The 23,945-nt window shown below is 66.6% G+C and carries 19 protein-coding genes; 9 read left to right on the forward strand and 10 right to left on the reverse strand.

The features are described from left to right. Positions 1–15 precede the first annotated feature (15 nt). From tssG to AB6806_RS21580, 8 genes are all read right to left on the reverse strand, one after another. Entirely contained in the window at positions 16–1,071 is a 1,056-nt protein-coding gene (gene tssG, locus AB6806_RS21545) for a type VI secretion system baseplate subunit TssG (protein WP_370955543.1), read from the reverse strand. Then, positions 1,068–3,029: a type VI secretion system baseplate subunit TssF gene (tssF, locus tag AB6806_RS21550; protein ID WP_142022585.1), complete on the reverse strand. Its 1,962-nt coding sequence runs from the start codon at positions 3,027–3,029 to the stop codon at positions 1,068–1,070. Before tssF ends, tssG begins: the two co-directional genes overlap by 4 nt. After that, positions 3,029–3,535, reverse strand: a complete 507-nt coding sequence (locus AB6806_RS21555; protein WP_112764641.1) for a GPW/gp25 family protein — start codon at positions 3,533–3,535, stop codon at positions 3,029–3,031. Before AB6806_RS21555 ends, tssF begins: the two co-directional genes overlap by 1 nt. A 104-nt stretch (positions 3,536–3,639) precedes the next feature. After that, positions 3,640–4,125, reverse strand: a complete 486-nt coding sequence (locus AB6806_RS21560; RefSeq protein ID WP_038358308.1) for an Hcp family type VI secretion system effector — start codon at positions 4,123–4,125, stop codon at positions 3,640–3,642. Between the two features lie 139 nt (positions 4,126–4,264). Beyond that, a complete protein-coding gene (gene tssC / locus AB6806_RS21565; protein WP_038358310.1) occupies positions 4,265–5,770 on the reverse strand; it encodes a type VI secretion system contractile sheath large subunit in 1,506 nt (501 codons plus the stop codon). A 56-nt stretch (positions 5,771–5,826) separates the two neighbouring features. After that, the gene (gene tssB, locus AB6806_RS21570; RefSeq protein ID WP_081925067.1) at positions 5,827–6,357 is read right to left on the reverse strand and encodes a type VI secretion system contractile sheath small subunit; all 531 of its coding nucleotides are present in this window, start codon (positions 6,355–6,357) and stop codon (positions 5,827–5,829) included. Positions 6,358–6,481: 124 nt separating this feature from the next. Then, complete coding sequence (locus tag AB6806_RS21575; RefSeq protein WP_370955544.1) at positions 6,482–7,933, reverse strand: type VI secretion system protein TssA; 1,452 nt, start codon at positions 7,931–7,933, stop codon at positions 6,482–6,484. A gap of 85 nt (positions 7,934–8,018) precedes the next feature. Further along, on the reverse strand, positions 8,019–8,585 hold the full coding sequence (locus AB6806_RS21580; RefSeq protein WP_113254798.1) for an OmpA family protein: 567 nt from the start codon (positions 8,583–8,585) through the stop codon (positions 8,019–8,021). Between the two features lie 117 nt (positions 8,586–8,702). Here AB6806_RS21580 and AB6806_RS21585 point away from each other — a divergent pair, with 117 nt between their 5' ends. The 3 genes from AB6806_RS21585 to tagH are packed head-to-tail and all read left to right on the forward strand — an operon-like array spanning position 8,703 to position 12,535. After that, positions 8,703–10,559 (forward strand): type VI secretion system Vgr family protein, encoded by a 1,857-nt coding sequence (locus AB6806_RS21585; protein ID WP_142022582.1) that lies wholly within the window; start codon positions 8,703–8,705, stop codon positions 10,557–10,559. Between the two features lie 11 nt (positions 10,560–10,570). After that, positions 10,571–11,119: a DUF6931 family protein gene (locus AB6806_RS21590; RefSeq protein ID WP_038358316.1), complete on the forward strand. Its 549-nt coding sequence runs from the start codon at positions 10,571–10,573 to the stop codon at positions 11,117–11,119. Positions 11,120–11,152: 33 nt separating this feature from the next. Then, entirely contained in the window at positions 11,153–12,535 is a 1,383-nt protein-coding gene (gene tagH / locus AB6806_RS21595; RefSeq protein ID WP_185747997.1) for a type VI secretion system-associated FHA domain protein TagH, read from the forward strand. Between the two features lie 133 nt (positions 12,536–12,668). On the opposite strand, the gene AB6806_RS21600 is transcribed toward tagH, so the two are convergent. Beyond that, positions 12,669–13,022: a RidA family protein gene (locus tag AB6806_RS21600; RefSeq protein WP_142022580.1), complete on the reverse strand. Its 354-nt coding sequence runs from the start codon at positions 13,020–13,022 to the stop codon at positions 12,669–12,671. 148 nt (positions 13,023–13,170) lie between these two features. Beyond that, entirely contained in the window at positions 13,171–13,674 is a 504-nt protein-coding gene (locus tag AB6806_RS21605) for a PAAR domain-containing protein (RefSeq protein ID WP_038358320.1), read from the reverse strand. A gap of 179 nt (positions 13,675–13,853) precedes the next feature. Here AB6806_RS21605 and tssK point away from each other — a divergent pair, with 179 nt between their 5' ends. Genes tssK through AB6806_RS21635 form a run of 6 tightly spaced genes read left to right on the forward strand, consistent with a single transcriptional unit; the run spans position 13,854 to position 23,884 of the window. Continuing rightward, positions 13,854–15,191, forward strand: coding sequence for a type VI secretion system baseplate subunit TssK (gene tssK, locus AB6806_RS21610; RefSeq protein WP_370955545.1), 1,338 nt, complete (start codon positions 13,854–13,856; stop codon positions 15,189–15,191). Then, on the forward strand, positions 15,188–16,636 hold the full coding sequence (gene tssL, locus AB6806_RS21615; RefSeq protein WP_142022578.1) for a type VI secretion system protein TssL, long form: 1,449 nt from the start codon (positions 15,188–15,190) through the stop codon (positions 16,634–16,636). The genes tssK and tssL overlap by 4 nt, the downstream gene beginning before the upstream one ends. A gap of 12 nt (positions 16,637–16,648) precedes the next feature. Continuing rightward, the gene (gene tssM, locus AB6806_RS21620) at positions 16,649–20,284 is read left to right on the forward strand and encodes a type VI secretion system membrane subunit TssM (protein WP_370955546.1); all 3,636 of its coding nucleotides are present in this window, start codon (positions 16,649–16,651) and stop codon (positions 20,282–20,284) included. Between the two features lie 3 nt (positions 20,285–20,287). Continuing rightward, on the forward strand, positions 20,288–20,998 hold the full coding sequence (tagF, locus tag AB6806_RS21625) for a type VI secretion system-associated protein TagF (protein ID WP_142022576.1): 711 nt from the start codon (positions 20,288–20,290) through the stop codon (positions 20,996–20,998). Between the two features lie 10 nt (positions 20,999–21,008). Continuing rightward, positions 21,009–21,818 carry a PP2C family protein-serine/threonine phosphatase gene (locus AB6806_RS21630; RefSeq protein WP_142022575.1) on the forward strand — a complete coding sequence of 270 codons (810 nt, stop codon included), beginning with the start codon at positions 21,009–21,011 and terminating at the stop codon, positions 21,816–21,818. Beyond that, positions 21,815–23,884 carry a protein kinase domain-containing protein gene (locus AB6806_RS21635; protein ID WP_370955547.1) on the forward strand — a complete coding sequence of 690 codons (2,070 nt, stop codon included), beginning with the start codon at positions 21,815–21,817 and terminating at the stop codon, positions 23,882–23,884. Before AB6806_RS21630 ends, AB6806_RS21635 begins: the two co-directional genes overlap by 4 nt. Positions 23,885–23,945: the final 61 nt, after the last annotated feature.

A 23,945-nucleotide genomic window follows, 5' to 3' on the forward strand; every position in this document is an offset into this window, starting at 1 on the left:
CCTTGATCTCTGGTCTTAGGCAGCAGCGCGGCTACGTTTCAGGCGCATGCGTTCGGCCGGATGGAAACGGGCGTCGCGGCGCAGCGCGCCTTCCTCGGCGGTCCAGTTCGGCGCCATCCAGCTCGTCCAGCCGAGATGGCCGGACTGGCCGAGCCTGACGGGCTTCACTTCGCCCACCGGCAGCGCGAGCTCGACATCCCATTCGAACTGCTCGCCGAGATGCAGGAAGACGGCATCCGCCAGCGGTTCGCAGCGATCGCCATTCGGCAGGAAGCGCTCGAACTGTTCGAGGTCAGCAGCCACGATCTTCACGCGGAACTTGTCCTCGACGCTGTAGACGCTGCCGCCGAGCAGCGCGTCGCCGCCGAGCGTGCAATGCGCGCCTCCCAGCCGCGTCCGGTCCGCCGGATCGAAGACGAGACGCATGCCGACGAACTGCTCGATCTCGACTTGCGTCCTGAACAGCCCGGCGAGAAGGCGCTGAAGCCGCGAGGCGGATTTTGCCTGCGCGCCGATCAGCCCGGCATGGGCGAGCTTCTCGGGATCGGGCACGCTGTCGCGGTCGAGATAGGGCTTCGAGCCCACCCCGATCATGCTGCCGATATAGGCGGCGAAGCGGTCGAGATCGGGCCGGTCATGCTGCGCGATCGGCCGCGAATCCGCCCAGGCGCGGTAAAAGAGCTGCAGGAAGCGATGGTTGAAGATATCGAGGAAGCGCGGAAAGGCATCGTCGCGCGCGAGTTGCCAGTGATAGCTCTCCTCGGTTGTCGCCAGCGGCAGCGCGCCCTGCGGGCCGAGCAGGCCGAGGAACTTCACGAAGAGCCGAAGCCTGCCCTGCGCGTCCCGGCCCGCCTCCGCGATGGTCGAGGCGGGAAAGTCGAGGAAGGCCTGCTCGCCCAGCGCGACATATTCGTCGCGCCGCGAGGCGACGTCGCCGATGCGGCTGCGCTCCGGAAAGCTGCGTTCCAGCCGCCGCATCACGGCATAGAAGTCGAAGCGCCAGGGCTCCGCCTCCAGCCTCGCCTGGTAGCCCGGCGCCTTCTCCAGCGGCGTGGCGGCGTCCTCGCTCACAGGACGCGCCTCGAACCGGCGCGCGGTGGAAAGCGCATCACCTCGCCGCGCTCCACCGTGCGGATCACCGTCTGGGTAAAATGGTTCATCGCCGCATATTCGGCGAAAAAGCGGTCGAGCACCGCGCCCAGCAGGAAGACGCCGGAGCCCTCGAAGGCCTTTTCGTCGAGCAGCACGGTGATTTCGAGACCCCGCCCAGCCCCCGTTCCGGCCCGCTGGGGAAAACGGCGCACGACGGGCCGGCTGTCGACATTCTTGATGCCGCGGATGCGCCGCTCCGTCGCGCTGTCGGCAAGATCGGCGAAGAGCGAGAGCAATTCGCGCAGCGCCTCGCCATTCTGCCCGGCGCCGCGCTGGACGAGGCCGAGATGGTTGAGGCTGAGCAGGTTGATCAGCCGCCAGGTCACGACACCCGTACTCGCCGTCTCCGCACGCAAGCGAAGCTGCGAGACGATCGGCTCGCGCGGCGGTGTCGGCCCGGCAAGGCAGGCAAGGTCGAGCGAGACATTGTCGATCAGCCGGAAATCGGCGCCGCCGACGCCGGTCGGCAGATGCTCGGTCAGATGCCGGTTGGAACATAGCGCGCGCACGCTCAGCTCCGCCACCGAGGCGCTGTCGCCCATCTTCGCCGGCTCGACCAGCGAGATGAACATGTCCGTGCCGGTATAGTCGGAGGCCCGCCCCTGGCGCCGCTCGGCGGAGGAGCGCCGCCGTGGCAGGCGCCGCTGTGTATAGTGAAGGCCGTGAACCGGCGAGGCTCCCTCCGGCGAGGAATAGAGCGGATGCACCGGCTGCTTCTCGCGACCGCCGGTATAGTGCGCATGCACCGAGAGAACGCTGTGCGGCTCGTAGTCGAGCGCGCGGCTGCGGTCCGGTACGACATGGAATTCGTGCTGGTTGCTCTTCACCGGGATGCGGTCGGCCGTCTTCTCGAAGAGGTTGACCGCAGGCGCCGCGTAGAGCGCGAACATCTCCTTGCGCACCGCGCCGGGCAGCCGCGTATTGACCTCGTCGAAGACGAAGATCAGCTCGACCGTCTTGGCCGTGAGCTTGGGCATGATCCGGCCCAGCCCTTCCAGCCGGAAGCCGAGGAACTTGCGCGGGAACCAGAACAGCTCGTGCAGCAATTCGAAGCCGCGGAAGACGCGGGTATCGGCCGGCAGCAGCGCCTCGTTCTCGTCGAAGCCGATCTGCTCCAGCCGGCAACCCTCGCCCGGCGTCACCACCGGGTCGCCGAACGCGTCGAGATGACGGAAATGGATGCCGACGCAGTTCGCGAAGAGCTGCTCGTAGAGAGCGACCGCATCGCCCTCCCCGCCGAGCAGATGGAAGGCGAGCTCCTTCGTCCGGCAGCCGGCGAACCAGCTCGCCGGATTCTTCAAGGCCTGGGCCGGAGTCGGCTCCTGCTCGGGGTCCGCCATCACCCGGTGCGTCAGGGTCAGGCGCAACCCCGCAAGCGCGCGCTGATCGGTACGCAGGCCGAGCGCCTGCAATGGCGCCGGAGCCGGAATATAGTCGGCGGCCACGATCTCGAACGGCCAGAGCGTGACGTCGCTGCCCAGCCGGTAGCGGCAGGCGACACGCCGCTCGCGCTCCAGATAGGTCGCGTCGAGATAGGCGCCGCGCGGGATGCGCACCCCCTCGCGCAGGCCCGGATCGGAGTAAGGCGGCACGACGCCCGCCAACAGTGCCGAAGGCGTCGGCGCCAGATAGTTCGGCAGGAGCTGTTCGAGCAGGTTGTTGGTGAATTCGGGGAACTCGTGCTTCAGCTTCAATTGCACGCGGGCGGCGAGGAAGGCCGCGCCTTCGAGAAGGCCACCGACCATCGGGTCCATGCGCTCGCCGACGAGCCCGCCCAGCCGCTCGGCGATGCCGGGATACTCCTCCGCGAACTCCTTGCTGTGCTCCATGAACAGCCGGAGTTCCTGATTATAGAGATCGAGAAACTCCTGGTTCATCACCGCCCCTTGATCGCGATCTTGCCGGTATCGAGTTCGAGATCGGCCACGAATTGCACGGGTACGTTCAAAGGTTCGCAGTTCAGATCGGCGCGGACGAGGAAGCGTACCTTCAGCTCGGCGGAATCGAGCGTCCTGTCGCGCTCGACGGCGATGGAATTGCGGATCAATCGCGGCTCGTAGCCCATCAGGGCGGCGGCGAGATCCTCACGGATCGTATCGACGCGATGCTCGTCGATCGAAAGCCGCGTCATGTCCGGGAAGCCGTGATTCAGGATCGAGCGGCGCACATGCTCCAGCTCGGAAAGGTCCACGGCCGAGCCAAGATTGACCGTGTTGACCAGCGCGTCGAGGTCGATGGCGATCTCGCGCCGCAGCTTCGGCTCGGTGATCGCGGCCCGCGGCGCGGCGCGACGTTGCGCGATCACACGTTCGCCGCCCTCGTCCCGCAGGTCGAGCGCGGTCCGCGCATCCTTCTCCAGATGCGCTTCGCGGAATGCGAACATCAAAGGCGGCCGAAGCCGCTTCTTCGAAAGGGGGTCGGCCATGACATCGCGTCCGGGGCGGGCGACGAACCGGCTCCGGCTCAGCCGGAGCCGGTGCGCGCGGCTCAGCTCTTGGCGTTACCCTTGAGATCCCACTTCATCTCGATCGCCGAGTCGAGCGTCTGGTCCGACTTCTGCGGCCGATATTGGAACTCGACCTTGGCATAGTTCAGCGCAAACTGGTCGGTCGGGACGCTCGAACCGCCGGCGGCATCGCCGGACTGGTAGCTCGACACGATCAGGTCCTCGAGCGTCACCGTGTAGTATTCCTGCGGCTTTTCGCCCTGCTTTCGGACGTAGAGCACCGCCTTCTTGATGTATTTGCCGCTGGCGCAATACAGGGCGAGGTTTGCCGAAGCCTTGCTGACCTGCGCGGTGAAATGCATGTCCTGGAAGTTCGCCTTGCCCGCGCCGCCGCCGCCGCCATGGGCGTAGGAGCCGGGGTTGCTGATGCCCCAGGAAAAGGAATCGACCGCGATCGTATCCTTGTGGGTTTTGTCCTGGGCCTCGCCCTTGATCTCGTCGATCTTGAGCAGAAAGTCGGCAGCCATGTTTACCTCCAAAGTAGGGTCGTCGGATTGCTCGGATGCGCGAGCGCGCTGATGGACGCATCTCTCCGATCGCGCACCCGCATCGGGTCAGCGCGTCGAAGGGTCTTCGTGCTTCCGTCACCTGCCGATCAGGTGGCGGTCACTGCTTGGGAGCTGGCAGTCGCGAGACCAGGCTCAGGCCGATATCCATGCCTTCGAGCTGGAAGTGCGGCCGCAGATAGAACTTGGCCGAGTAATAGCCAGGGTTCTCCTCGTCCTCGAAGACGTCGATGCGTGCATCCGAGAGGGGGCGCCGCGCCTTCGTCTCTTCGCTGGAATTGACCGGATCGCCGTCGACATATTCGGTGATCCACTCCTGCAGCCAGCGTCGCAGCGGCTCCTTTTCCTTGTAGGAGCCGATCTTGTCGCGAACCATGCACTTCAGGTAGTGCGCGAAGCGCGAGACCGCGAACATGTAGGGCAGCCGCGAGGACAGGTTGTCGGACGCCGTCGCCGCCACGCCGTCGGGCCCGGAGAAGGCCTTGGGCTTGTAGAGCGACTGTGCGCCGATGAAGGCCGCCTTGTCGGTGTTCTTGCGATGGATCAGCGGGATCAGGCCGGATTTCGCCAGCTCCGCCTCGCGCCGGTCGCTGATCGCGATCTCGGTCGGGCATTTCAGATCCACGCCGCCATCGTCGGTCGGGAAGGTGTGGGTCGGCAGGTTGAGAACCTCGCCGCCGGACTGGACGCCGCGGATGCGGGTGCACCAGCCATATTCCTTGAAGGCGCGGTTGATGTTCACCGCCATGGCATAGGCGGCGTTCATCCAGGCGTATTTCTCGCCCTTGTGGCCGTCGGTATCCTCCTCGAAGGCGAATTCCTCGACGGGCTCGGATTTGGCGCCATAGGGCACCCGGGCGAGCACGCGCGGCAGGCACAGGCCGACATAGCGGGAGTCGGCAGCGTCGCGCAGGCCCTTCCAGGCCGCATAGTCAGGCGTATCGAAGACCTTGCTGAGATCGCGCGGATCGGAGAGCTCCGTCCAGGCATCCATGCGCATCAGCATCGGATCGGCGCCGGCGAAGAAGGGAGCATGCGCCGCCGCGGCGATCTTCGAGAGGTCGCGCAGAAGCTGGACGTCCGTGGCCGTGTGGCTGAAGTGATAATCGCCGACGAGGCAACCGAAGGGCTGGCCGCCGAGCTGGCCGAACTCCTGCTCATAGACCTGCTTGAAGAGCGGGCTCTGGTCCCAGCGCGCGCCGGGATAGGTCTTCAGGTTGCGGTAGAGCTCGTTCTTCGAGACGTTCATCACCTTGATCTTCAACTGAGCATCGGTCTCGGAGTTGAAGACGAGGTAGTTGAGGCCACGCCAGGCGCTTTCCAGCTTCTGGTATTCGGGAGCGTGCAGCACCTCGTTGATCTGCTCGGTCAACTTGGCGTCGAGCCGCGCGATCATCTCCTCGATCGTGTCGATGACGTCGCCCTTGATCACGGTCGAATCCGCCAACGCCTGATTGACGAGGGTCGCGACCGCGTTCTCGACTTCCGTCGCCGCGCGTTCCGTTCTGGGTTTGAAACTCTGCTTCAGGATCGCCGAGAAATCGTCGATCTCGCGCGTCTCGACTGCCGCCCCGCCGGGCTGTTGGGTTTGTGCTTCCGCTGCCATTGCCGCCTCGCTCGCTTAACCGCCTGCCGACCCGGAAAGAGGGCCCGCGCCCTGCCTCAGTTCTGCGCCTCGCCCTCGGGCTTCCCGTTCTTGCCGAGCCTGTCCTTGAGGGCTGTCATCAGCTGCGGATCGGCCAGCAGCGCCTTGATCTGGTCGCTCGCCGCCATCTTGCCGTCCATGTAGCGCAGCAGGTTGGCGAGCTGCTCGCGCGCCTCCAGCAGCTTGGCGGTCGCCGGGATCTGGCGGGCGACGGCCGCGGGGTTGAAATCCTCGAACTTGGTGAACTTCAACGCGACGGAGAGCTTCTCGCTTTCGTCCTCGCCGAGCTTGTTGGACACGTTGAAAGCAAGGCCCGGCTCGATCGCGGCCATGCGCTGGTCGAAATTGTCCATGTCGACGTCAAGGAACTTGCGCTGCGAGATCTCCGGCTTCTCGACCGCCGAGGCGTTGCCCGAGAGATCGGCCAGCACGCCCATCACGAAGGGCAGCTCGATCTTCTGCTCGGCGTTGTAGGGGTCCTCATAGGTGATGTGCACCCGAGGCGGCCTGTTGCGGCGAATGAACTTCTGCCCTGAATCTCCGGCCATGACGCATGCCCCTTTTGCTAACCGGACCACGCTGACGTAGCGTGATACTGTATAGAACTTCGGAATTCATCGATATAGTCTCATCATCGCGACGAGAGGTTCAAATCGAAACCGAAAAACTTCCCTAGCTGTCGGCATCCGGCATCTGCGCAACCTCGGGCAGGATATTGCCGAGCAGCGACATGAAATCATGCTGCGCCAGAGCGCAGGCCTTGTCCATCAGGAGCGGCGTCGGATGCGAAGGCTCCACCTGCCGGTAGAAGGATGCGACGGCGCTCATCGCGTTGACCGCATCGGCGCGGTTGCCGATGGCGATCTCCGCCATGGCGGCGGCCGGCGGCGGCACGTGGGACGGAGCCTCCGCCACACCGGAATCCGCCTCTCCGTCCTCGGCCAAGGCCTCGGACTCTTCCGCCACGCCGTTATCATGGCCGTCGCCGTCATCGCTTTCGACGGAGGCGCTGTCGTAACTGTCCTCCCCCGCCTCGGAATCATGGCCGTCCGGCACCGGAAGACGCTCGAGCGGCAGCCTGAACCGGCGCACTTCGCCGATCTCGAGAACCGCCTTGTCGACGTGCTCCGGAAACATGATCTGGATGACCTCGATCAGCGACTTGCCGATGAGCTGCTGCGCCTGCCCGATCAGCAGGACAGCCGGGCTCGACGGCTCCGTTTTGCGAAAGTAGCCGAGGCAGGCCGCCAGCGTATCCTTCACTTGGAGGATGCTCGAAAGGCCGCCCGGATTGAAGGTTGCAGCGCTAGTTGCCGGCATCTGCGCGTCGGTCGCCGCAGCCGTCGCCGAGGGCTGATGCCCCGGAACGCGCCGCGCGACCGCCATGTCCAGAAAGCCGGCGATCTGGTCCAGAAGTGCCACGAGGCGCGGAAAGCCGAGCGGATGATCGACGCCTACTCTCTCGATCCAGATCGCACGCAGGCGCGCGAGCCCTTCGCGCGCGGCGTTGATATGGCCGAGGGTCGCCGTCAGGGCATCGACCTCGACCTCCCCCAGCGCTGCCTGGATCGCGCCCGCATCGGGATGCTGCTCGCCCTCGACCAGCTTTGTCTCGCCGCTGGCGACAAGCTGGCTGCGGAAGGCGAAGGCGCCGATGCGGCGGCTCACGAACAGCGGGGCGTGCTGCAACGGCAGAACCACGGTCGGCAAATCGTCCAGCCCCTGCAGCGTGACCTCGCGCATGATGAAGTCGCCATCCAACGCGCGCGGATGCACCTCCTCCCAATGCTCGCCGAGGATCTCCGCCATGGCTGAGAGACAGGCGGCAAAGCCGGCGATGTCGCGATTGAGGATCGAGAGCTTCGCCGCGAGCACGAAGAGCCGGAGGTCCTGCGAGCGGGCCATCAGATTGCCGAGATCGGCGAAGGCGGCGGGGAACTCGATGCTCGAGCGGTCGAAGGCGACCTGCCTGCCGTCGTCGTCGCGGCGGAAATACGCCACCGGAAGCACGACCTCGAGCCGCGCCGTGACATTCATGAAGTCGGTGTCGTCCTCGAGGTCCGGCCCGCAGGGCCCGTCATCGGCCATCGGCTTCGACAGTTCGGCGAAATTCAGCGCGGCCATGCCTCTCCCCAGAATGCCTCTTCCCGCCCGGCAACGCGGCGGCCCGGAAGCCCCACGAACCGCCGTGAACAGATCGACCGTGCGCTCAATTCGCGGCGCGCAAGCGCGTCTCGACGCGGCGGTTGTCGCCGGAGAAGGGGTCGGCGACCACCGGCTGGCTCTGGCCATAGCCCTTGGCGACGAGCTTGCCGGTGTTGACGCCCTTCTCGCCGAGATAGCGGACCACCGCCTCCGCGCGGCGCTCGGACAGGCTCATGTTGTAGCTCGGATTGCCGGCGGCATCCGTGTGCCCCTCGACCATGAAGGTCTGGCTGGAAAGCTGGGGCGTCTTCAGGGCCTTGGCGAATTCGTCGAGATTGCCCTTGGCCTCGGGCTCCAGCACGTCGGAATTGTACTTGAACTTCACCACGAGATCGAAGGCGCTCGGCGGCTTGGCGACCTCGACCGCATGGCCGGCCTTCGCGCATTCGGCCTCGGTGCCGATGCACAGCCCGCGCGTGACGCCCGCCGGCTTCGGCGCGACAACGCCGGGCTGGAAATGCTTGACGATGTCGTCCGCCTTGTAGGTCTGCGCCATGGCGCCTGTCGCCATGGTGAGAACCATCGAGCCCGCCAGAGCGACGAATACCTTGAATGCGGATTGCTTGCGCATGGGAACCTCCCAATGTGTCACGCCAATCGGCGGATGAAAACTTGCGGATCCGACGATGACTCTGAGAGTTAGTTACGTCAAGTCGAATTTAGGTTCAATCGTCGAAAGGTTTCGTTGATGCCATCGAACCCTGGACAAGAACAAAGAATTGCGTCCTTTACGACTCCAGCCGGAAAGGACGAGTTTTCACTTATCCGGTTTGAAGCCGATGAATCTTTAAGCGAATTATTTACTTATAACATCGAGGCAATCAGCAAAACTGAGAATGCCGACCTGCAAAGCATCATGAGCGAGAAGTGCTCAATCAAGTTCACGTTGAAGAACAAGAGCGAGCGGGTTCTCAACGGCACGCTCGTCGATGCTCAATGGCTCGGCAAGCAGGACGACCTCTATGTCTACCGATTCACGCTGAGGCCCTGGCTCTGGCTGCTCTCGCAGCGCGCAGACTGCCGGATCTTCAAGAACAAGACCGCGCTCGACATCATCAAGGAGATCTTCAAGAAGGAGAACGCGGCGAGCTTCGATGACCGCACCAGCGAGACGCTGCAGCCGATCGACTACTGCGTGCAATATCGCGAGACCGATCTCGACTTCGTGCTGCGTCTGATGGAGCAGTACGGCATCTATTACTACTTCAAGCACAGCGACGGGGACCACAAGCTGGTGCTCTGCGACTCCCGCTCGGGCCATGACCAGGTGATGCCGAGCGCCGAGGCGAACTTCACGGGCGACAGCTCGATCTTCGCCTTCGTGGCGCCGGGCAGCCGCTTCCCGCGCGCGGATGTCGAGCATCTCACCCAATGGTCGACGGTGCGGCGCCTGCGCACCGGCAAGGTCGAGCTGAAGGACTATGATTTCGAGAAATCGGGCTCCGACCTCACGGCGCGCGCCGAGGAAGGCTTCCCAAAGGCCAAGTCCTATGAGGCCTACGACTATCCGGCGAGCTACACCCAGCGCGACCAGGGCGAGCATTTCGCCCGGGTCCGGGCGCAGGCGCAACAAGCCAAGGACGACCGGCGCTACACGGCCGGCGAGGCGCCGAGCCTCTATCCGGGCGCGCTGATGAAGCTCGGCGAGCACCCTTCGGGCGCCGAGAACATCGAATATCTCGTGGTGCGCGCCACGCATGCGCTCGGCGCCCAGAGCTACCGTTCCGGCCAGCAGGACGAGGCGCTCTACACCGGCTCCTTCGAACTGCAGAAGAGCGACCGGCGCTTCCGCGCGCCCCTCGTCACGCCGCGCCCGAAGGTCTACGGGCCACACACCGCCAAGGTCGTCGGCGAGAAGAACCAGGGCGAGGAAGGCGACATCGACGTCGACGAGTACGGCCGCATCTGGCTGCGCTTCCATTGGGACCGCGAGGACGGCTCCACCTCCTGCCGCACCCGCGTCGCGCAGATGTGGGCCGGCAAGAACTGGGGCGGCCAGATCATCCCGCGCATCGGCCAGGAGGTGATCGTCGAGTATATCGAGGGCAACCCGGACCTGCCGCTCGTCGTCGGCGCCGTCGTCAACGATCAGCACAAGCCGCCCTACGAATTGCCGGCGAACAAGACGCAATCCGGCCTCAAATCGGAATCGACCGACCATGCAGGCTTCCCCGGCACCTATAACGAGATCAAGTTCGAGGACCTCAAGGACAGCGAGGTTCTCGAGATGCGGGCCGAAAAGGACCACAAGGTCACGGTCAACAATATCGAGACCCGCGAGATCGGCGAGCGCTTCCAGGGCAGCAACTATTCGCGCGAGACCACGCTGAAGCTCGGCAACGACAAGCTCGACATCCAGAACGGCAAGCTCGACGTCGAGGCGCTGACCGAGATCAATCTCAAGGTCGGCGAGAGCACGATCAAGATGACGCCCGGCAGCATCGAGATCAAATCGCCGACCATCACGATCCACAGCCAGGCCCTGACGGAGGTCAAGAGCGACGGCGCCCTCGTCGTCAAGGCCCCGATGGTGACGATCAACTAGCCGGAGCCATCATGTCACGCCTGCGCTTCAGCACCGCCCGCGAAGTGTTCGAGACCTATCCCTCGGCCTCCCAGGCCGTCACCATGCCGCCGACGGCGGAGCCTCCGCTGGCTTTCCTCGCGCGCCTGGTCAAGGGGCCGGCGCCAATGGAAGCCGCCGGCTTCTGCGCCTTCCTCCTGCCGAGGCGTGAAACGGTATGGTGGGCCCTGCAGGCGGTGCGCGCGTTGCAGCCGCCCGGCACGCAGGACCCCGGCCTTGCCGCCGCCGAGGCCTGGGTCCGGGAGCCCGGCGACAAGACCCGCTTCGAAGCGCTGCGCCATGCCCAGGCCGGAGATCGCGCGCGGCCCGGCACCTTCGTGGCCTGGGCGGCCGGCTATTCCGGCGGCAGCATGTCGGAAAGCCACGCCATCCCCACCCCGCCGGACCTGACCGCCAAGATGGCCCGCATCGCCGTGCTCAATGCGATCAACCGTCTGCCGGCCCGCGAGCGCGAAGCCGCATTGCGCGCCTGTGTCGAAGCATGCATTCGTTTGGCCGAAGACGATGCCGGCAAACGCTGATCTTCTCGCGCAGCTCGGAACGGGATGTCCGCGATGGCGCTGACACTGACGATCGAGAACCAGGCCTCGCTGCCCGATGGCGGCCCGCTCAGCGTGACCGCCAGCGGCGGGCGCGGCCTCGATATCGGCCGTGACCAGCATCTCGACTGGGCGCTGCCCGATCCCTCGCGCGCCGTCTCCGGCCGCCATTGCGAGATCCGCTTCCGCGACGGCGGCTGGTGGCTGCGCGACATCTCGACCAACGGAACCTTCGTCAATGGCGGCGAGCATCGCGTGCAGTCGCCCTACCGCCTCCAGCACGGCGATCGGCTCGAGATCGGCCACTACATCATCGCGGTCGCCATCGACGAGGAGGCCGGGCAGGCGGCGGCGCAGGCGGCCTCTCCTCCCCCATCCTATGTCGCCGACCCGGAAGCGCTCTGGACGCCCAGCACGGATGCCGCGCCGCCGATCTCGCGTCGCGATCTGATGCCGCCCGGCCACGCCAAGCCGGTGCATGCAAGCTTCATCGACTGGGCCACCGACATTCCGACACCGGCCGCCGGGCCGGCGCCGCCAGCCCCTCCACCGGGCCGGTCTGCCCAGCCACCGCAAGGCGACGATTTCGCCTGGGCGCCCTTGCAGGCCGCCCCCGTCCCCCAGGCGGAGCCGCTGGCGCCGATCCCCACGCCGCGCCGTCCGACGGCAAGCGGCCCGGCCTCCGCGAACCCCTGGGACGAGCCGGCCACGGCCGAACCGGAGCCCGATGCCGAGCAGATGCCTGCGCCCGCAACCACGCCGGTGTCCGCAGCCGCCGTCACGCGGGACCCCGTCCCCATGAGCGGCCCTGCCGCGATCTCGATGGGCGAGTTCATGCAGCGCTTCGCCAAGGGGGCCGGCGTCTCGCCGCAAGCCCTGTCCACGCAGGATCCGGGCGCCTTCGCCGAGCAGCTCGGCGGGCTGATGCGCTTGATCGCGGAGGAGCTGAAGGGCCTGCTCGCCGCCCGCGCCGAGAGCAAGCGCATCGCCCGCAGCACCAGCCAGACGATGATCCAGGCGCAGGACAACAACCCGCTGAAATTCTCGCCGACGGTGGACGACGCGCTGCAGCTGATCTTCGGCCAGCCGCGCAGCGGCTATCTCGACGCGAAGCGCGCCTTCGACGAGAGCTTCCGCGACCTCAAGGCCCATCAGATCAAGACTTACTCCGCCATGCAGCACGCGCTGCGGATGCTGGTCGAGGATCTCGATCCGCAAGCGATCGCCGAAGCGACCACGCCGGAAGGCGGGATCGGCGGGCTGATCGGCTCGCGCAAGGCGAAGATGTGGGAGACTTATGTCGCACGCTGGGAGGCCAAGACCGCCCCTTATGAGGACGGTCTCGTCGACACCTTCATGATCTATTTCGCCGAGTGCTACGACCGCGGCGGGAAGTGACGGCCGTTCCCTACGGCCGTCATGCTCGGGCTCGCCCCGAGCATCTCATGCAGAATGAGGCTCCAGTGCCCTTCTGTCCGGAGATTCTCGGGTCTCCGCTGCGCTGCGCCCGAGAATGACGCCCTCTTCAATCCTACCGCTTCGCAGCCACCGCCGTGATCTCGATGCCGTAGCCGGGTGATGCCAGCTTCGCCTCGACGGTCGCGCGCGCCGGCGCGTGGCCCGGCGCCACCCATTTGTCCCAGACCGCATTCATCTCGCCGATCTTGCCGATATCGGTCAGGAAGATCTGCACGCTGAGGATGCGGTCCTTGCCGCTGCCGGCATCCGCGAGCGTTTCCTCCAGCAGCGCCAGCACCTCTTGCGTCTGCTCGGTCAGCGAGCGCCCTTCCGTCTTCTCCGGCACATGGCCGGCGAGGAAGACGATGCCGTTGAAGATGGCGGCGTCGCACCAGCGGGCGGTCAGCCCGATGCGTTCGATGGTCACGGCAGGTCCTCCGAAATGGGATTGAGAGAACCCGCTTGGCGAGCTCGAGACCTCCGGTCAAGCCGGAGGATCGGCACCCCGGCGACCCACGGCACGGAAAACGATCCAATATCAGTGACTTGCGCGGAATTGTTGAATCAACCCGGCATCATCCGCCGATGATGACTGTCGGCAGGCCCATGATGATTTTGTTGGGCGGCCCCAGCGCTTCGAGGACAGTATCGCCCATCCGGCAGGCCGGCAGGTTGTTGATCAGCACGGTCTGCGAACCGTCGATGACGACGCCGAGTCCATGCGGCACGGGCGGCGGCACGGGCGTCAGGCAGTTATGGATATCGGCCCCGCCGGAGGCGCCGGTGATCATCGAGCCCATGCTGGCGGAGACGGCGTTCTTCGTCGCGATTTCGGCCGCGAGCGCTGCCGGCGCACCGGGCGTTCCGGCGGCAGCCAGCGTCGCGGCCTCCGCCGCCTGAACCGTCGCATCGGCCGCGGCTTTGGCGCCCTGGATCGCCGCGGCGGCCGCAGCTGGAACTCCTCGCCAGGCCGGCAGGCTGCCGATCAGCACGTTCGGACTGCCCGGCCCCGGCTGCAGAATGCCCGGCAACGGGTGGATCACCGGGTCGGTGATGCGTGCGGCAGGGCCTTTCGGCATCGTCGCCTCCCGTTCTCGAACGGATTCGTTCCTTTCAGGACTGCCCTCAAACTCTGTCCGCCGCATCCTTCAAGTCAATGACGGCGCCTCGCGCGCGAAGCGCTAGCATTTCGTTAGGTGACGCTGGGGCAAGCCCCGGATAAGCTCGCCATGCCTGCCTTCGAGTGAGCGAGACCGGAATGTCGTGGTACAGCAAGGTCGTCTGGTCGGAAGGGCTGTTCCTCAGGCCGCATCATTTCCAGCAGAGCGACCGCTATCTTGAGAACCTGCTGGAAAGCCGGGTCAGGGCCATCACGCCCTATCCGTGGGGCTTCTCGGTGCTGGAGATCGACCGCGACCTCGCCCAGCAAAGCCGCATCGGCTTGCGCCGCGCCGTCGGGGTAATGCCGGACGGAACGCCCTTCGCCATGCCCGACAACAGCCCGCTCCCGGCCGCGATCGAGGTCCCGGAGAATGCGGCGGGCCAGATCGTCTGGCTCTCCCTGCCGCTCTCGGCCGCCAACACCCGCGAGGTCGAGGACGCACAGACCGGCTCCGCGAGCCGCTATCTCCCCGCGACCGAGATGCTGATCGATTCCACAGCCTCGCTGCGCACGGAAGAGGAGATCGACGTCGCCCATCCGCGCCTGACCCTGGAGCTGCGCAAGACCTCGAAGGCCGACTATGTCGGCCTCGCGCTCGGCCGCATCCTCGAAGTGCGCGACCGCGCCGTGCTCTTCGACGAGAAATTCGCCCCGCCCGTGCTGGTCTGCTCGGCCTATCCGGTCATCGAGGGCTGGCTCGACCGCGTCATCGGCTGGATCGACAACAAGCTGGAGGAGCTTGCCCGCTACGCCGCCGATCCGACCGCCGGCGGCGGCCTGCAGAGCGCGGACTATTTCGTGCTCCAGCTCCTCAACCGCAGCATCCCCGTGCTCAAGCACATGCGCCGCTCGCGCTTCGTCCATCCCGAGCGGCTGTTCTCGACCTTCCTCGCGCTGGCCGGCGAGCTTGCGACCTTCACCACGGCCGAACGCCGCGCCCGCGACTACCCCGCTTACGATCACGACGATCTGGAGAATTGCTTCGCTCCGGTGGTGCGCGACATCCAGGACTTCCTTTCGGCCAATCTCGGCCGCCGCGCCATCCGGCTGGAAATCGTCGAGCGCGCGCAGAACGCCTTCATGTCGACGATCCGCGACCGCAGCCTCGTGCGCAACGCGACGCTGGTGCTGGAAGTGGCGGCCCGCCGCCCGCTGACCGAGATCCAGGCGCAGTTCCCGCAGCTCTTCAAGGTCGGCCCCAACACCAAGATGAACGAGATCGTCCATGCCAATCTGCCGGGCATCAATCTCGTCCACCTGCCGACGCCGCCGCCGCAGATCCGCGCGCTCACGGATCATGTATACTTCTATCTCGACCGCACCTCGCCGCTCTGGCCCGAGTTCTCGACGGCGAGTTCGATCGGCATGCATTTTTCCGGTGACTGGCCCGATCTCGAACTCGAGCTCTGGGCCGTTCTGGAGGGCAGACGATGAGCGATCCGGGTTCGCCCTCAGATCCGTTCGGCCGCTCCGAGCGAACGATCATCAGGCCGAACCCCGGCGGGCGCCGCGCGCCCCTGCCGCCCGCTCCTGCCGCACCAACCCCGGCTGCCCCGCAGGCGCCCCAGCCCTATCAGCCACCGCAAGTGCCTTCGCCCGGCGTGCCCGGCACCGGCGACGAATGGATGTCGAACCCGGCGCCGATCCCGCCGCGCCAGCAGCAGGCCCCGCCGCCCTCTGGCGGCGGCCAAGCCCTGCCGCGCCGCGACCAGCTCCTGACGCCGAACGCCAACCCGCTTCTGCGTGCCGCGGGTCCGCTCCTGCTCCTGCTCGGGCGGATGCGCGCCAACCTCTCCAACGCGCCCTTCGCGCAGCTTCTCGGCCAGGTCGGCGAATCCATCGAGGCCTTCGAGCATGAGGTCCGCGCCGCCGGCGTCTCGCACGAAACCGCGCAGACGGCGAAATACGTCATCGCTGCCAGCGCCGACGACATCGTCCAGAATATTCCCGGCGACGACCGTCATGTCTGGACCCAGTACAGCATGCTCTCGCGCTTCTTCGGCGAGCGCATCGGCGGCGTGCGCTTCTTCGAGATGCTCGACAAGGCCAAGGCCGATCCGTCGGTCAATTATGACCTGCTCGAACTGATGCATGCCTGCCTCGCGCTCGGCTTCCAGGGCATCCACCGGACGTCGGCGGGCGGCGCCAACAATCTCCAGATGATCCAGCGCAACCTGTTCGAGACGCTGCGCCGGGTGAAGCAGCCCGACCCGGAGCTCTCGCCTCGCTGGCGCGGGCAGGCCATCGCGCAGGCCGTGACCGGCTTCAAGGTGCCCGTCTGGTCGGTGGCGGCGATCACGGCCGTCGCCCTGCTCGGCGTCTATTTCGTCTTCCGCGCCCTGCTTGCCGGCAATGCCGAGGCGGCCTCGACCGCCCTGCTCTCGGTCCATCCCAAGGGCGAGGTCGGGATCATGCGCAAGGTCTTCTCGGCCCCGCCGCCTCCACCGCCTCCACCGGCACAGCCCCCCAAGGTCTGCGCCGCGGTGCAGCCGCCGATCGTCTGCCTGGTGACGCCGAACGTCGTCATCGTGCGCCTCGCCGGTATCACCCTGTTCGAGCCGGGACAGGCTGCCGTGCGCGCCGAGTTCCAGCCGCTGATCGAGCGCATCGCCGCTGTGCTGGAGCAGGAGGGAGGCGCGGTCAAGGTCGTCGGCCATACCGACAATGTACCGATCCGCACCGCCCGTTTCCCCTCCAATGTCGAGCTCTCGCAGGCCCGTGCCAAGGCGGTCGGCGACATGCTGAAGACCAAGCTGACCAAGCCCGATCGCATCAGCTTCGAGGGTAAGGGCGCGGACACGCCGATCGCGCCGAATGCCACCCCCGCCGGCCGCGCCCAGAACCGGCGCGTCGAAATCCTGATCCAGCGTCAGAACTAGGAGGGCGAAGCTATGAATCTCGCCACCTGGCTGCGCATCATCGCGATCCTGATCGGCGCGCTCGCATTGGCCGCGCTGATCTGGTTCGGCGGCCCCTTCGTCGCTTTCGGCGAGGTGCGCCCATTCGAATCCTTCTGGGTCCGGATGCCCGTCGCCGTGCTGCTTCTTGTCGGCGCGCTCATCTGGATCGCCGTCATCGTCATCCGCCGCCGCAAGGCGACCGCCGCGCTAACCGAGGCTCTGGAAAAGGAAGAATCGACCGGCGACGGCGCGGCGCTCTCCAGCGCGATGAAGGATGCGCTGGCGACGCTGAAAAGCGCCCGCGGCAAGGGCGGCGACTATCTCTACGACCTGCCCTGGTATGTCATCATCGGTCCGCCCGGCGCCGGCAAGACCACCGCTCTGGTCAATTCCGGGCTGAAGTTCCCGCTGGCGCGCGGCGCGACGCCGGCCGCCGTCGCCGGCTCCGGCGGCACGCGCTATTGCGACTGGTGGTTCGCCGAGGATGCGGTGCTGATCGACACCGCCGGCCGCTACACCACGCAGGACACCGACACCAAGGCCGAGAAGTCGAGCTGGTTTGCCTTCCTCGACCTGCTCAAGACCAACCGCCCGCGCCAGCCGATCAACGGCGTGCTCGTCGCGATCAGCGTCGAGGACCTGTTGACCTCTTCGCCTGAGGAGATCGCAGCCCATGCCGACGCGATCCGCGCCCGCCTGCTCGAACTGCACGAGCGGCTGAAGGTCGATTTCCCGGTCTATGCGATCTTCACCAAGGCCGACCTGATCGCCGGCTTCAACGAGTTCTTCGGCCAGTTGACCGAGCCGCAGCGGCGCATGGTCTGGGGCCACACCTTCCAGACCGCCGACAAGACCCGCAACATGATCGGCGACGTGCCGCCGGAATATGACGCGCTGATCGAGCGGCTGAACGAGCGCCTGCCCGATCGTTTGCAGGACGAGCACAACCCGACCGCGCGCGCCCAGATCTTCGGCTGCCCCAGCCAGATGGCGACGCTGAAGCGTTCGATCGTCGAGTTCCTGACCCGCGTCTTCGAACCGACGCGCTACCACGCCAATGCGACTTTGCGCGGCTTCTATTTCACCTCGGGCACGCAGGAGGGAACGCCGATCGACCAGTTGATCGGCGCGCTCTCGCGCAATTTCGGCTCGGACCATGCCGGCGCGGCCTCCTTCTCCGGCAAGGGCAAGAGCTATTTCCTCACCGAATTGATCCAGAAGGTGGTGATCGGCGAATCCGGCTGGGTCTCGACCGATCTCGGCGCCGCGCGACGCACGACCGCCCTGCGCATCGCCGGCTTCGCAACGGTCGCGCTGCTGTCGCTCGCCGCGCTCGGCCTGTGGTGGACGAGTTTTTCGCGCAACAGCGACCTGATTACCGCGACCAATTACGGCCTCTCGGATTATCGCAGCGCCGCAGCTCCGGTGCTGCAGGAGACCACGATCTCCGACCGCAATTTCAGCCGTGTCCTGCCGCTGCTGCACAAGCTCCGGAACATGCCGGCCGGCTACGCCACGCAAGCCGAGCCGACGCCGACGCTGGCCACCTTCGGGCTCAGCCAGCGCGAGCGCCTCCAGAACGCGAGCGAGATCACCTACCAGCAGGGTCTGGAGCGGATGCTGCGGCCCCGCATCATCTTCCGCCTGGAGGAGCAGCTCGAACAGCAGGCCAACAATCCCGGCTTCGTCTACGAGGCGCTCAAGGTCTACATGATGATCGGCGGCCAGGCGAAGCTGGACCGCGACCTCGTCACCTCCTGGATGCGGCTGGACTGGGCCGAGAACCTCTTCCCAGGCCCGGCCAACGCCAAGGGCCGCGAGGCGCTGGAGGAGCACCTGACCGCCATGCTCGACCTCGACGAGGGCACGGGCGAGCCGATGGTAAAGCTCAACCAGTCGCTGATCGAGCAGAGCCAGCGGACGCTGCGCCGCCTCAGCATCGCCGAGCGCGCCTATGAGCTCCTGCGCACGCAATCCCGCAGCGACAGCGCCAAGGACTGGGTCGTCTCGCAGCGCGGCGGCTCCGATGTCCGGCTGGTCTTCGAAGGTGTTGGCGGCGAGGATCTCGACCAGGTCCGCGTGCCGTATTTCTACACCTATGACGGCTTCCAGAGCGCCTTCATCGGCCGGCTCGGCGATATCGGCGACCGCATCGAGAAGGAGCGCTGGGTACTGGGCGAGAATGTCGACCAGCAGGCGATCACCGCGCAATACGCGACGCTGTTCCAGGACCTGATGAAGCTCTACAGCCGTGACTATGTCGCGACCTGGCAGAAGACGCTGCGGCGGTTGAAGCTCCGGCCGCTCAATGCCGATAAACCGCGCTATGTCGCGCTCAGCGCCATCTCGGCGGCGACATCGCCCTTCAAGCAGGTGCTGGAATCCCTGCGCGACGAGACGCAACTCACCAAGGAGCGCCCGAACGCGAAGAAGGCCGTCGCGCAGACCGCCGCGAAGAACGCGGCGCAGACGCTGGACGAGCGCGCCAGCCAGGCGCTCGGCCGTCTCGGCGCCAACCTGCCGATGGCCTCGGCCGGCGTCGACCGCGTGCTCGCCGGCAGCAACGACGTCTCGCTCGGCGCCGATATCGAGGCCCAGTTCAAGCCCTACCACGTCCTCGTCGACGGCGATCTCGGCCGCCGGCCGGTCGACCAGCTCCTCCAGACCTTCTCGGAGATCAGCCAGAACCTCGCCATCGCCGCGACCAATCCGTCCCAGTCGGCGGCGGCGAATGCGGCGCTCGTGCCGCTGATCGCAACCTTGCGCGCCAATTCCTCGCGCTACCCCGCGCCCTTCGACGGCATGATCGTGCAGGCGGTCAACGATTTCGAGGGCGATGCCACCGGCGCCACCGTCGCCCTGCTCAGGCAGGCACTGGCGGAACAGGTGACCGGCGTCTGCAACGAGATCGTCACCAACCGCTATCCCTTCACCAAGGCCAGCGCCCGCGACGTGCCGCTCGCCGATTTCGCCCGGCTCTTCGCCCCCGGCCAGATCATGGACAAGTTCTACAAGGAGCGGCTGGAACCCTTCGTCGATACCTCGAAGCCGCAATGGAGCTGGCGCGTCGACAGCCGCGTCGCGCGCGCCCTATCGCCTACGACCTTGCGCGAATTCCAGCGCGCCAGCGAGATCAAGGAGGCCTTCTTCCCGACCGGCGGCAACCTGCCCTCCTTCCAGATGGTGGTGACGCCGACCGCGCTCTCGGCGGACGCTTCGAGCGCCAAGCTGGAAATCAACGGCTTCACCGTGACCAGCCAGCAGGGCGTCAACACGCCGGCCCCGGTGATGTGGCCGGGCGGCGGCGTCGGCAAGACGGCGGTGACGCTGACGCTCGGCGGGGCCAGTGGCAACGCCTCGGGCGGCATGTTCGGCGGCGGCTTCTTCTCTTCGGGCTCACAGAGCGGCAACGCTGCCCAGGGCGAGGCCAAGCTCTTCGAGAAGGACGGCACCTGGTCCTTCTTCCGTCTGCTCGATGCCGGCTCCGTGCTGAAGCAGGGCGACAATGTCGGCTTCACGCTCAATGCCGGCGGCCGGCAGGTCGGCTATTCCTTCGGCGTCGGCTCGCTCAAGAACCCCTTGATCCTGCCGGCGCTGCGGGAAATCCGCTGCCCATCCGGGATTTGAGCCTTGAGCTGCGGCCTTTTCGGCAAGCTTCCGGCCAAGCGCGACTTCATCGCGCTGAACGCCCCCTCCGGCTTCCTCGGGCCTTACGAGAAATGGCTGCAGGGCGGGCTGACCGCGAGCCGGCTCGAACTCGGCAATCGCTGGCAGGAGGCCTATCTCAACGCTCCGATCTGGCGCTTCTGGCTGGGCGGCGCGCAGGCCGGCGGGCAGACGGTCGCGGGCGCCTTCATGCCCTCGGTCGACGGCGTCGGCCGCTATTTCCCGCTGACCGTCCTTGCCGCCGCCGGCCCCGGCGCAGCGATCCCGCCGCCGGAACTCGACCCGCAGGACCCATGGTTCGAGGCGGTCGAGGATTTTCTGCTGCAAGCACTCGATCCGGGAGCGAGCTACGAGGCCGTGGCGCAAAGACTGACCGCCCTGCCCGTCCCCAATGACCACCTCCTCGCCGCCCCGCCGCAGGACATGGTGCGCCTTTCGGATGGCACCATCGTCAGCGCCGCGACCGCTGCCGGCTTCCCCGAGCGGCTGGCGGCCCTGCGCGTCGAGGATCATGCCCGTGCCTATGCTCATGCCTCCTATCTCTGGACAATCGGCGGGCCGAATTTCGAACCGCTGGCGCTGACCGGTCAGGCATTGCCGGACCCTTACCTCTTCTCCGGCCTGTTGACGGGTCGTTTCGATGCCCATCTCGAACCCAAGCGCGTCAGCTCATGAGGGTTGCGCCATGAACGAAGCCCCACGCGAGGCCTCAGACTTCGAAACCGGCTGCATCAGCCATACCGGCAAGGTGCGCAAGGCGAACGAGGACAACTTCATCCTGCGGCCGGAAATCGGCCTCTGGGCGGTCGCCGACGGTATGGGCGGGCACGAGAACGGCGCGCTTGCCAGCGCGACCGTGGTCGCCGCGCTCGAAGCGGTGGGCGCCGCGGGCTCGGCGCCCGATCTGCTGGCGATGCTGGAAGACAGCGTGCTCGGCGCCAACGAGACGCTGCGCGAGGAGATCCGCAAGCGCGGCGCTACCATGGGCGCGACGCTGGTGGTGCTGCTCGTCCACCGGCGCCATTTCGCCTGCGTCTGGTCGGGCGACAGCCGCATCTATCTCGTCCGCTCCGGGCAAATCACCCAGATCTCGCGCGACCACACCGAGGTCCAGGACATGGTCGACCGCGGGCTGCTCACCGCCGAGGAGGCGAAGCGCTCGCCGCGCCGGCACGTCATCACCCATGCCATCGGCGTGCACGAGACGCCCGAGCTCGATATCGAGAGCGGCGAAATCGCCGATGGCGACACCTTCCTCCTCTGCTCGGACGGGCTGACCGAACATGTCGCGGATACCGAGATCCTGCGCGCCGTCGAGACCGAGAGCGCCCAGACCGCCTGCGACGCCCTGCTCGCCCTGACGCTCGAACGCGGCGCGCGCGACAACGTCACGATCATCATCGTCCGCTATCGACAAGGCCAGGCCGAACGGACACGCTGGATGCCGAACCGGCGCATGGCAGGGAGCAGCACGCCAGGGAGTAACACGCCATGAGCGACGACTCCGAGCGCACCGTCATCGCGCCCCGTGCCAATGCCCGCATCGGCACGAAGCTCAACGGCATCTACGAGATCGAGAGCCTGATCGCGGTCGGCGGCATGGGTGAGGTCTATCGCGGCCGCGCAATCCAGACCGGCGATGCGGTCGCGATCAAGATGATCCGGCCCGAGATGGCCCGCGACGAGGCGGCCCTCGCCCTATTCCGGCGCGAGGCGGCGGCCCTGCACAACCTCTATAACGAGGCCATCGTCCGCTATTACGTCTTCACCATCGATCCGGTGACGGAATCGCCCTATCTCGCGATGGAGTTCGTCGATGGCCAGCCGCTTTCCGAGCGCATCAAGGAGCGGCCGCTGACGATCGAGGAAGCCGACATCCTGCGCCAGCGCGTCGCGCCGGGCCTGCATGCCGCGCACCGGCTCGGCATCATCCACCGCGACATCTCGCCCGACAACATCATCCTGCCGGGCGGCGATCCTTCGCGCGCCAAGATCATCGATTTCGGGATCGCCCGCTCCAGCATCCTCGGCGAGGGCACGGTGATCGGCTCCGGCTTCGCCGGCAAATACAACTATGTCTCGCCCGAGCAGCTCGGCCTCTATGGCGGCGATGTCTCGGGCCGCTCGGACATGTATTCCTTCGCGCTCGTGCTGGCGCAGGCGGTGACCGGACACGCCATCGACATGGGCGGCAGCCAGGCCGACATCCTCGACAAGCGCCGCCGCCTGCCCGATCTCTCGCAGGTCACCGCCAGCTTGCGCCCTCTGCTGGTGCGGATGCTGGCACCCGACCCGCAAAACCGTCCGGCCGACATGGCCGAAATCGCCGCCTGGCAGCCGCAGCCGGTCGGCAAGAAGGCCGCAGCGGCCGCCAGCCGATCAGCCGGCAAGCAGGCGCGTTCACCGCTGCCGCTGGTCGCCGGCATCGCCGCGCTCGCCCTGCTGGCCGGCGGCGGCTTCTATGCCTGGACGGCCCTGAGGCCGGCCGAAACCAGCCAGACCGCACGCCTTCCGGCCAATTCCCCGCCCCCGCTCTCCGAACCGCCACCTTCCGGCCGAACCGAGTCCCCCGGAGGCAACCCGCCGGCTCTGACCGAGACCAAGCCCGAAACCGCGGCTTCGGGACGGAGCGATTCCGGTGGCCCCAAGGCCACGCCGGACAATGCGAGCCCGCCACTCTCCTCGCCCCCGCAGACGACGCAGCAGAAGCCGGCCGATGGCCAGCTTGCTGTCGATGCCGAAAACGGCACGCAGCTTCCGCCCACGCCACCGGTGGCGCCTCCCGTAAGGCCGCCCGCGATCACGCCCCCGCCTCTCACGCCGCCCGGTGTCGACACCAAGCCCCCGGTGAAATCGCCGGTCGCCATCAACACGCAGAAGCCTCCCGGCGAAAATACGAATCCCCAGCAGTCTCCGCCGATCGTGAAGGAACCCGATGCGCGCACGCCGGCAGAGCGGATCGAACGCTTCGTCCGCGACTATGACGGCGGCTCCTGTTTCTTCCTCTGGCCGATCGATATCGGCGATCGCAAGGCCGTGCTCGAAGGCTTCGGCAGCGGCACCGAGCCTTTCGTCGCCTTCGACAGCGCCTTCAAGGCGGCGCAGGGCTTCGAGGCACAGATCAACCTGCGCCCGCTGACCAAGGCGCAGTGCCCCATGGCCGATTTCCTGCGCCAGCCCGGCCTCGCGATCGATCGCAACGTGAAGCTGCAGATCGGCTCGTTCAACATGAAGAGCGGCGAGGTACTCAACGGCTCGGTCGAGGCCGGCGGCGGCCTCAATCTCGATGTCGTGCTGATCGGCGATGACGGCCTCGTCTACAATCTCGCGAGCTTCATGAAGCGCGAGGGCGACAAGGTGAGCTTCAACCTGAAGCTCGAATCGACCGGCGGCGCGGCCCGCCCGCAGACGGTGCTCGCCCTCGTCAGCCAGGAGCCGCTGCCGGCACTTTCCGGTCCCAACCCCTCGCCTGCCGGTGACTTCTTCGGGAATCTCAAGCTCGACCTCGCCCGCCAGACCGGCAAGCTCGGCCTCGGGGTCAAGTATTTCCGCATCGAGTGAGGAGCGCGGCCCCGTCATTGCGAGCCAAGCGGAGCAATGACAGGGGTGCGCGACCGGCGCC

The sequence above is a fragment of the Allobosea sp. RCC_152_1 genome (assembly GCF_041360765.1).
GTDB classification, from domain to species: domain Bacteria; phylum Pseudomonadota; class Alphaproteobacteria; order Rhizobiales; family Beijerinckiaceae; genus Allobosea; species Allobosea spartocytisi.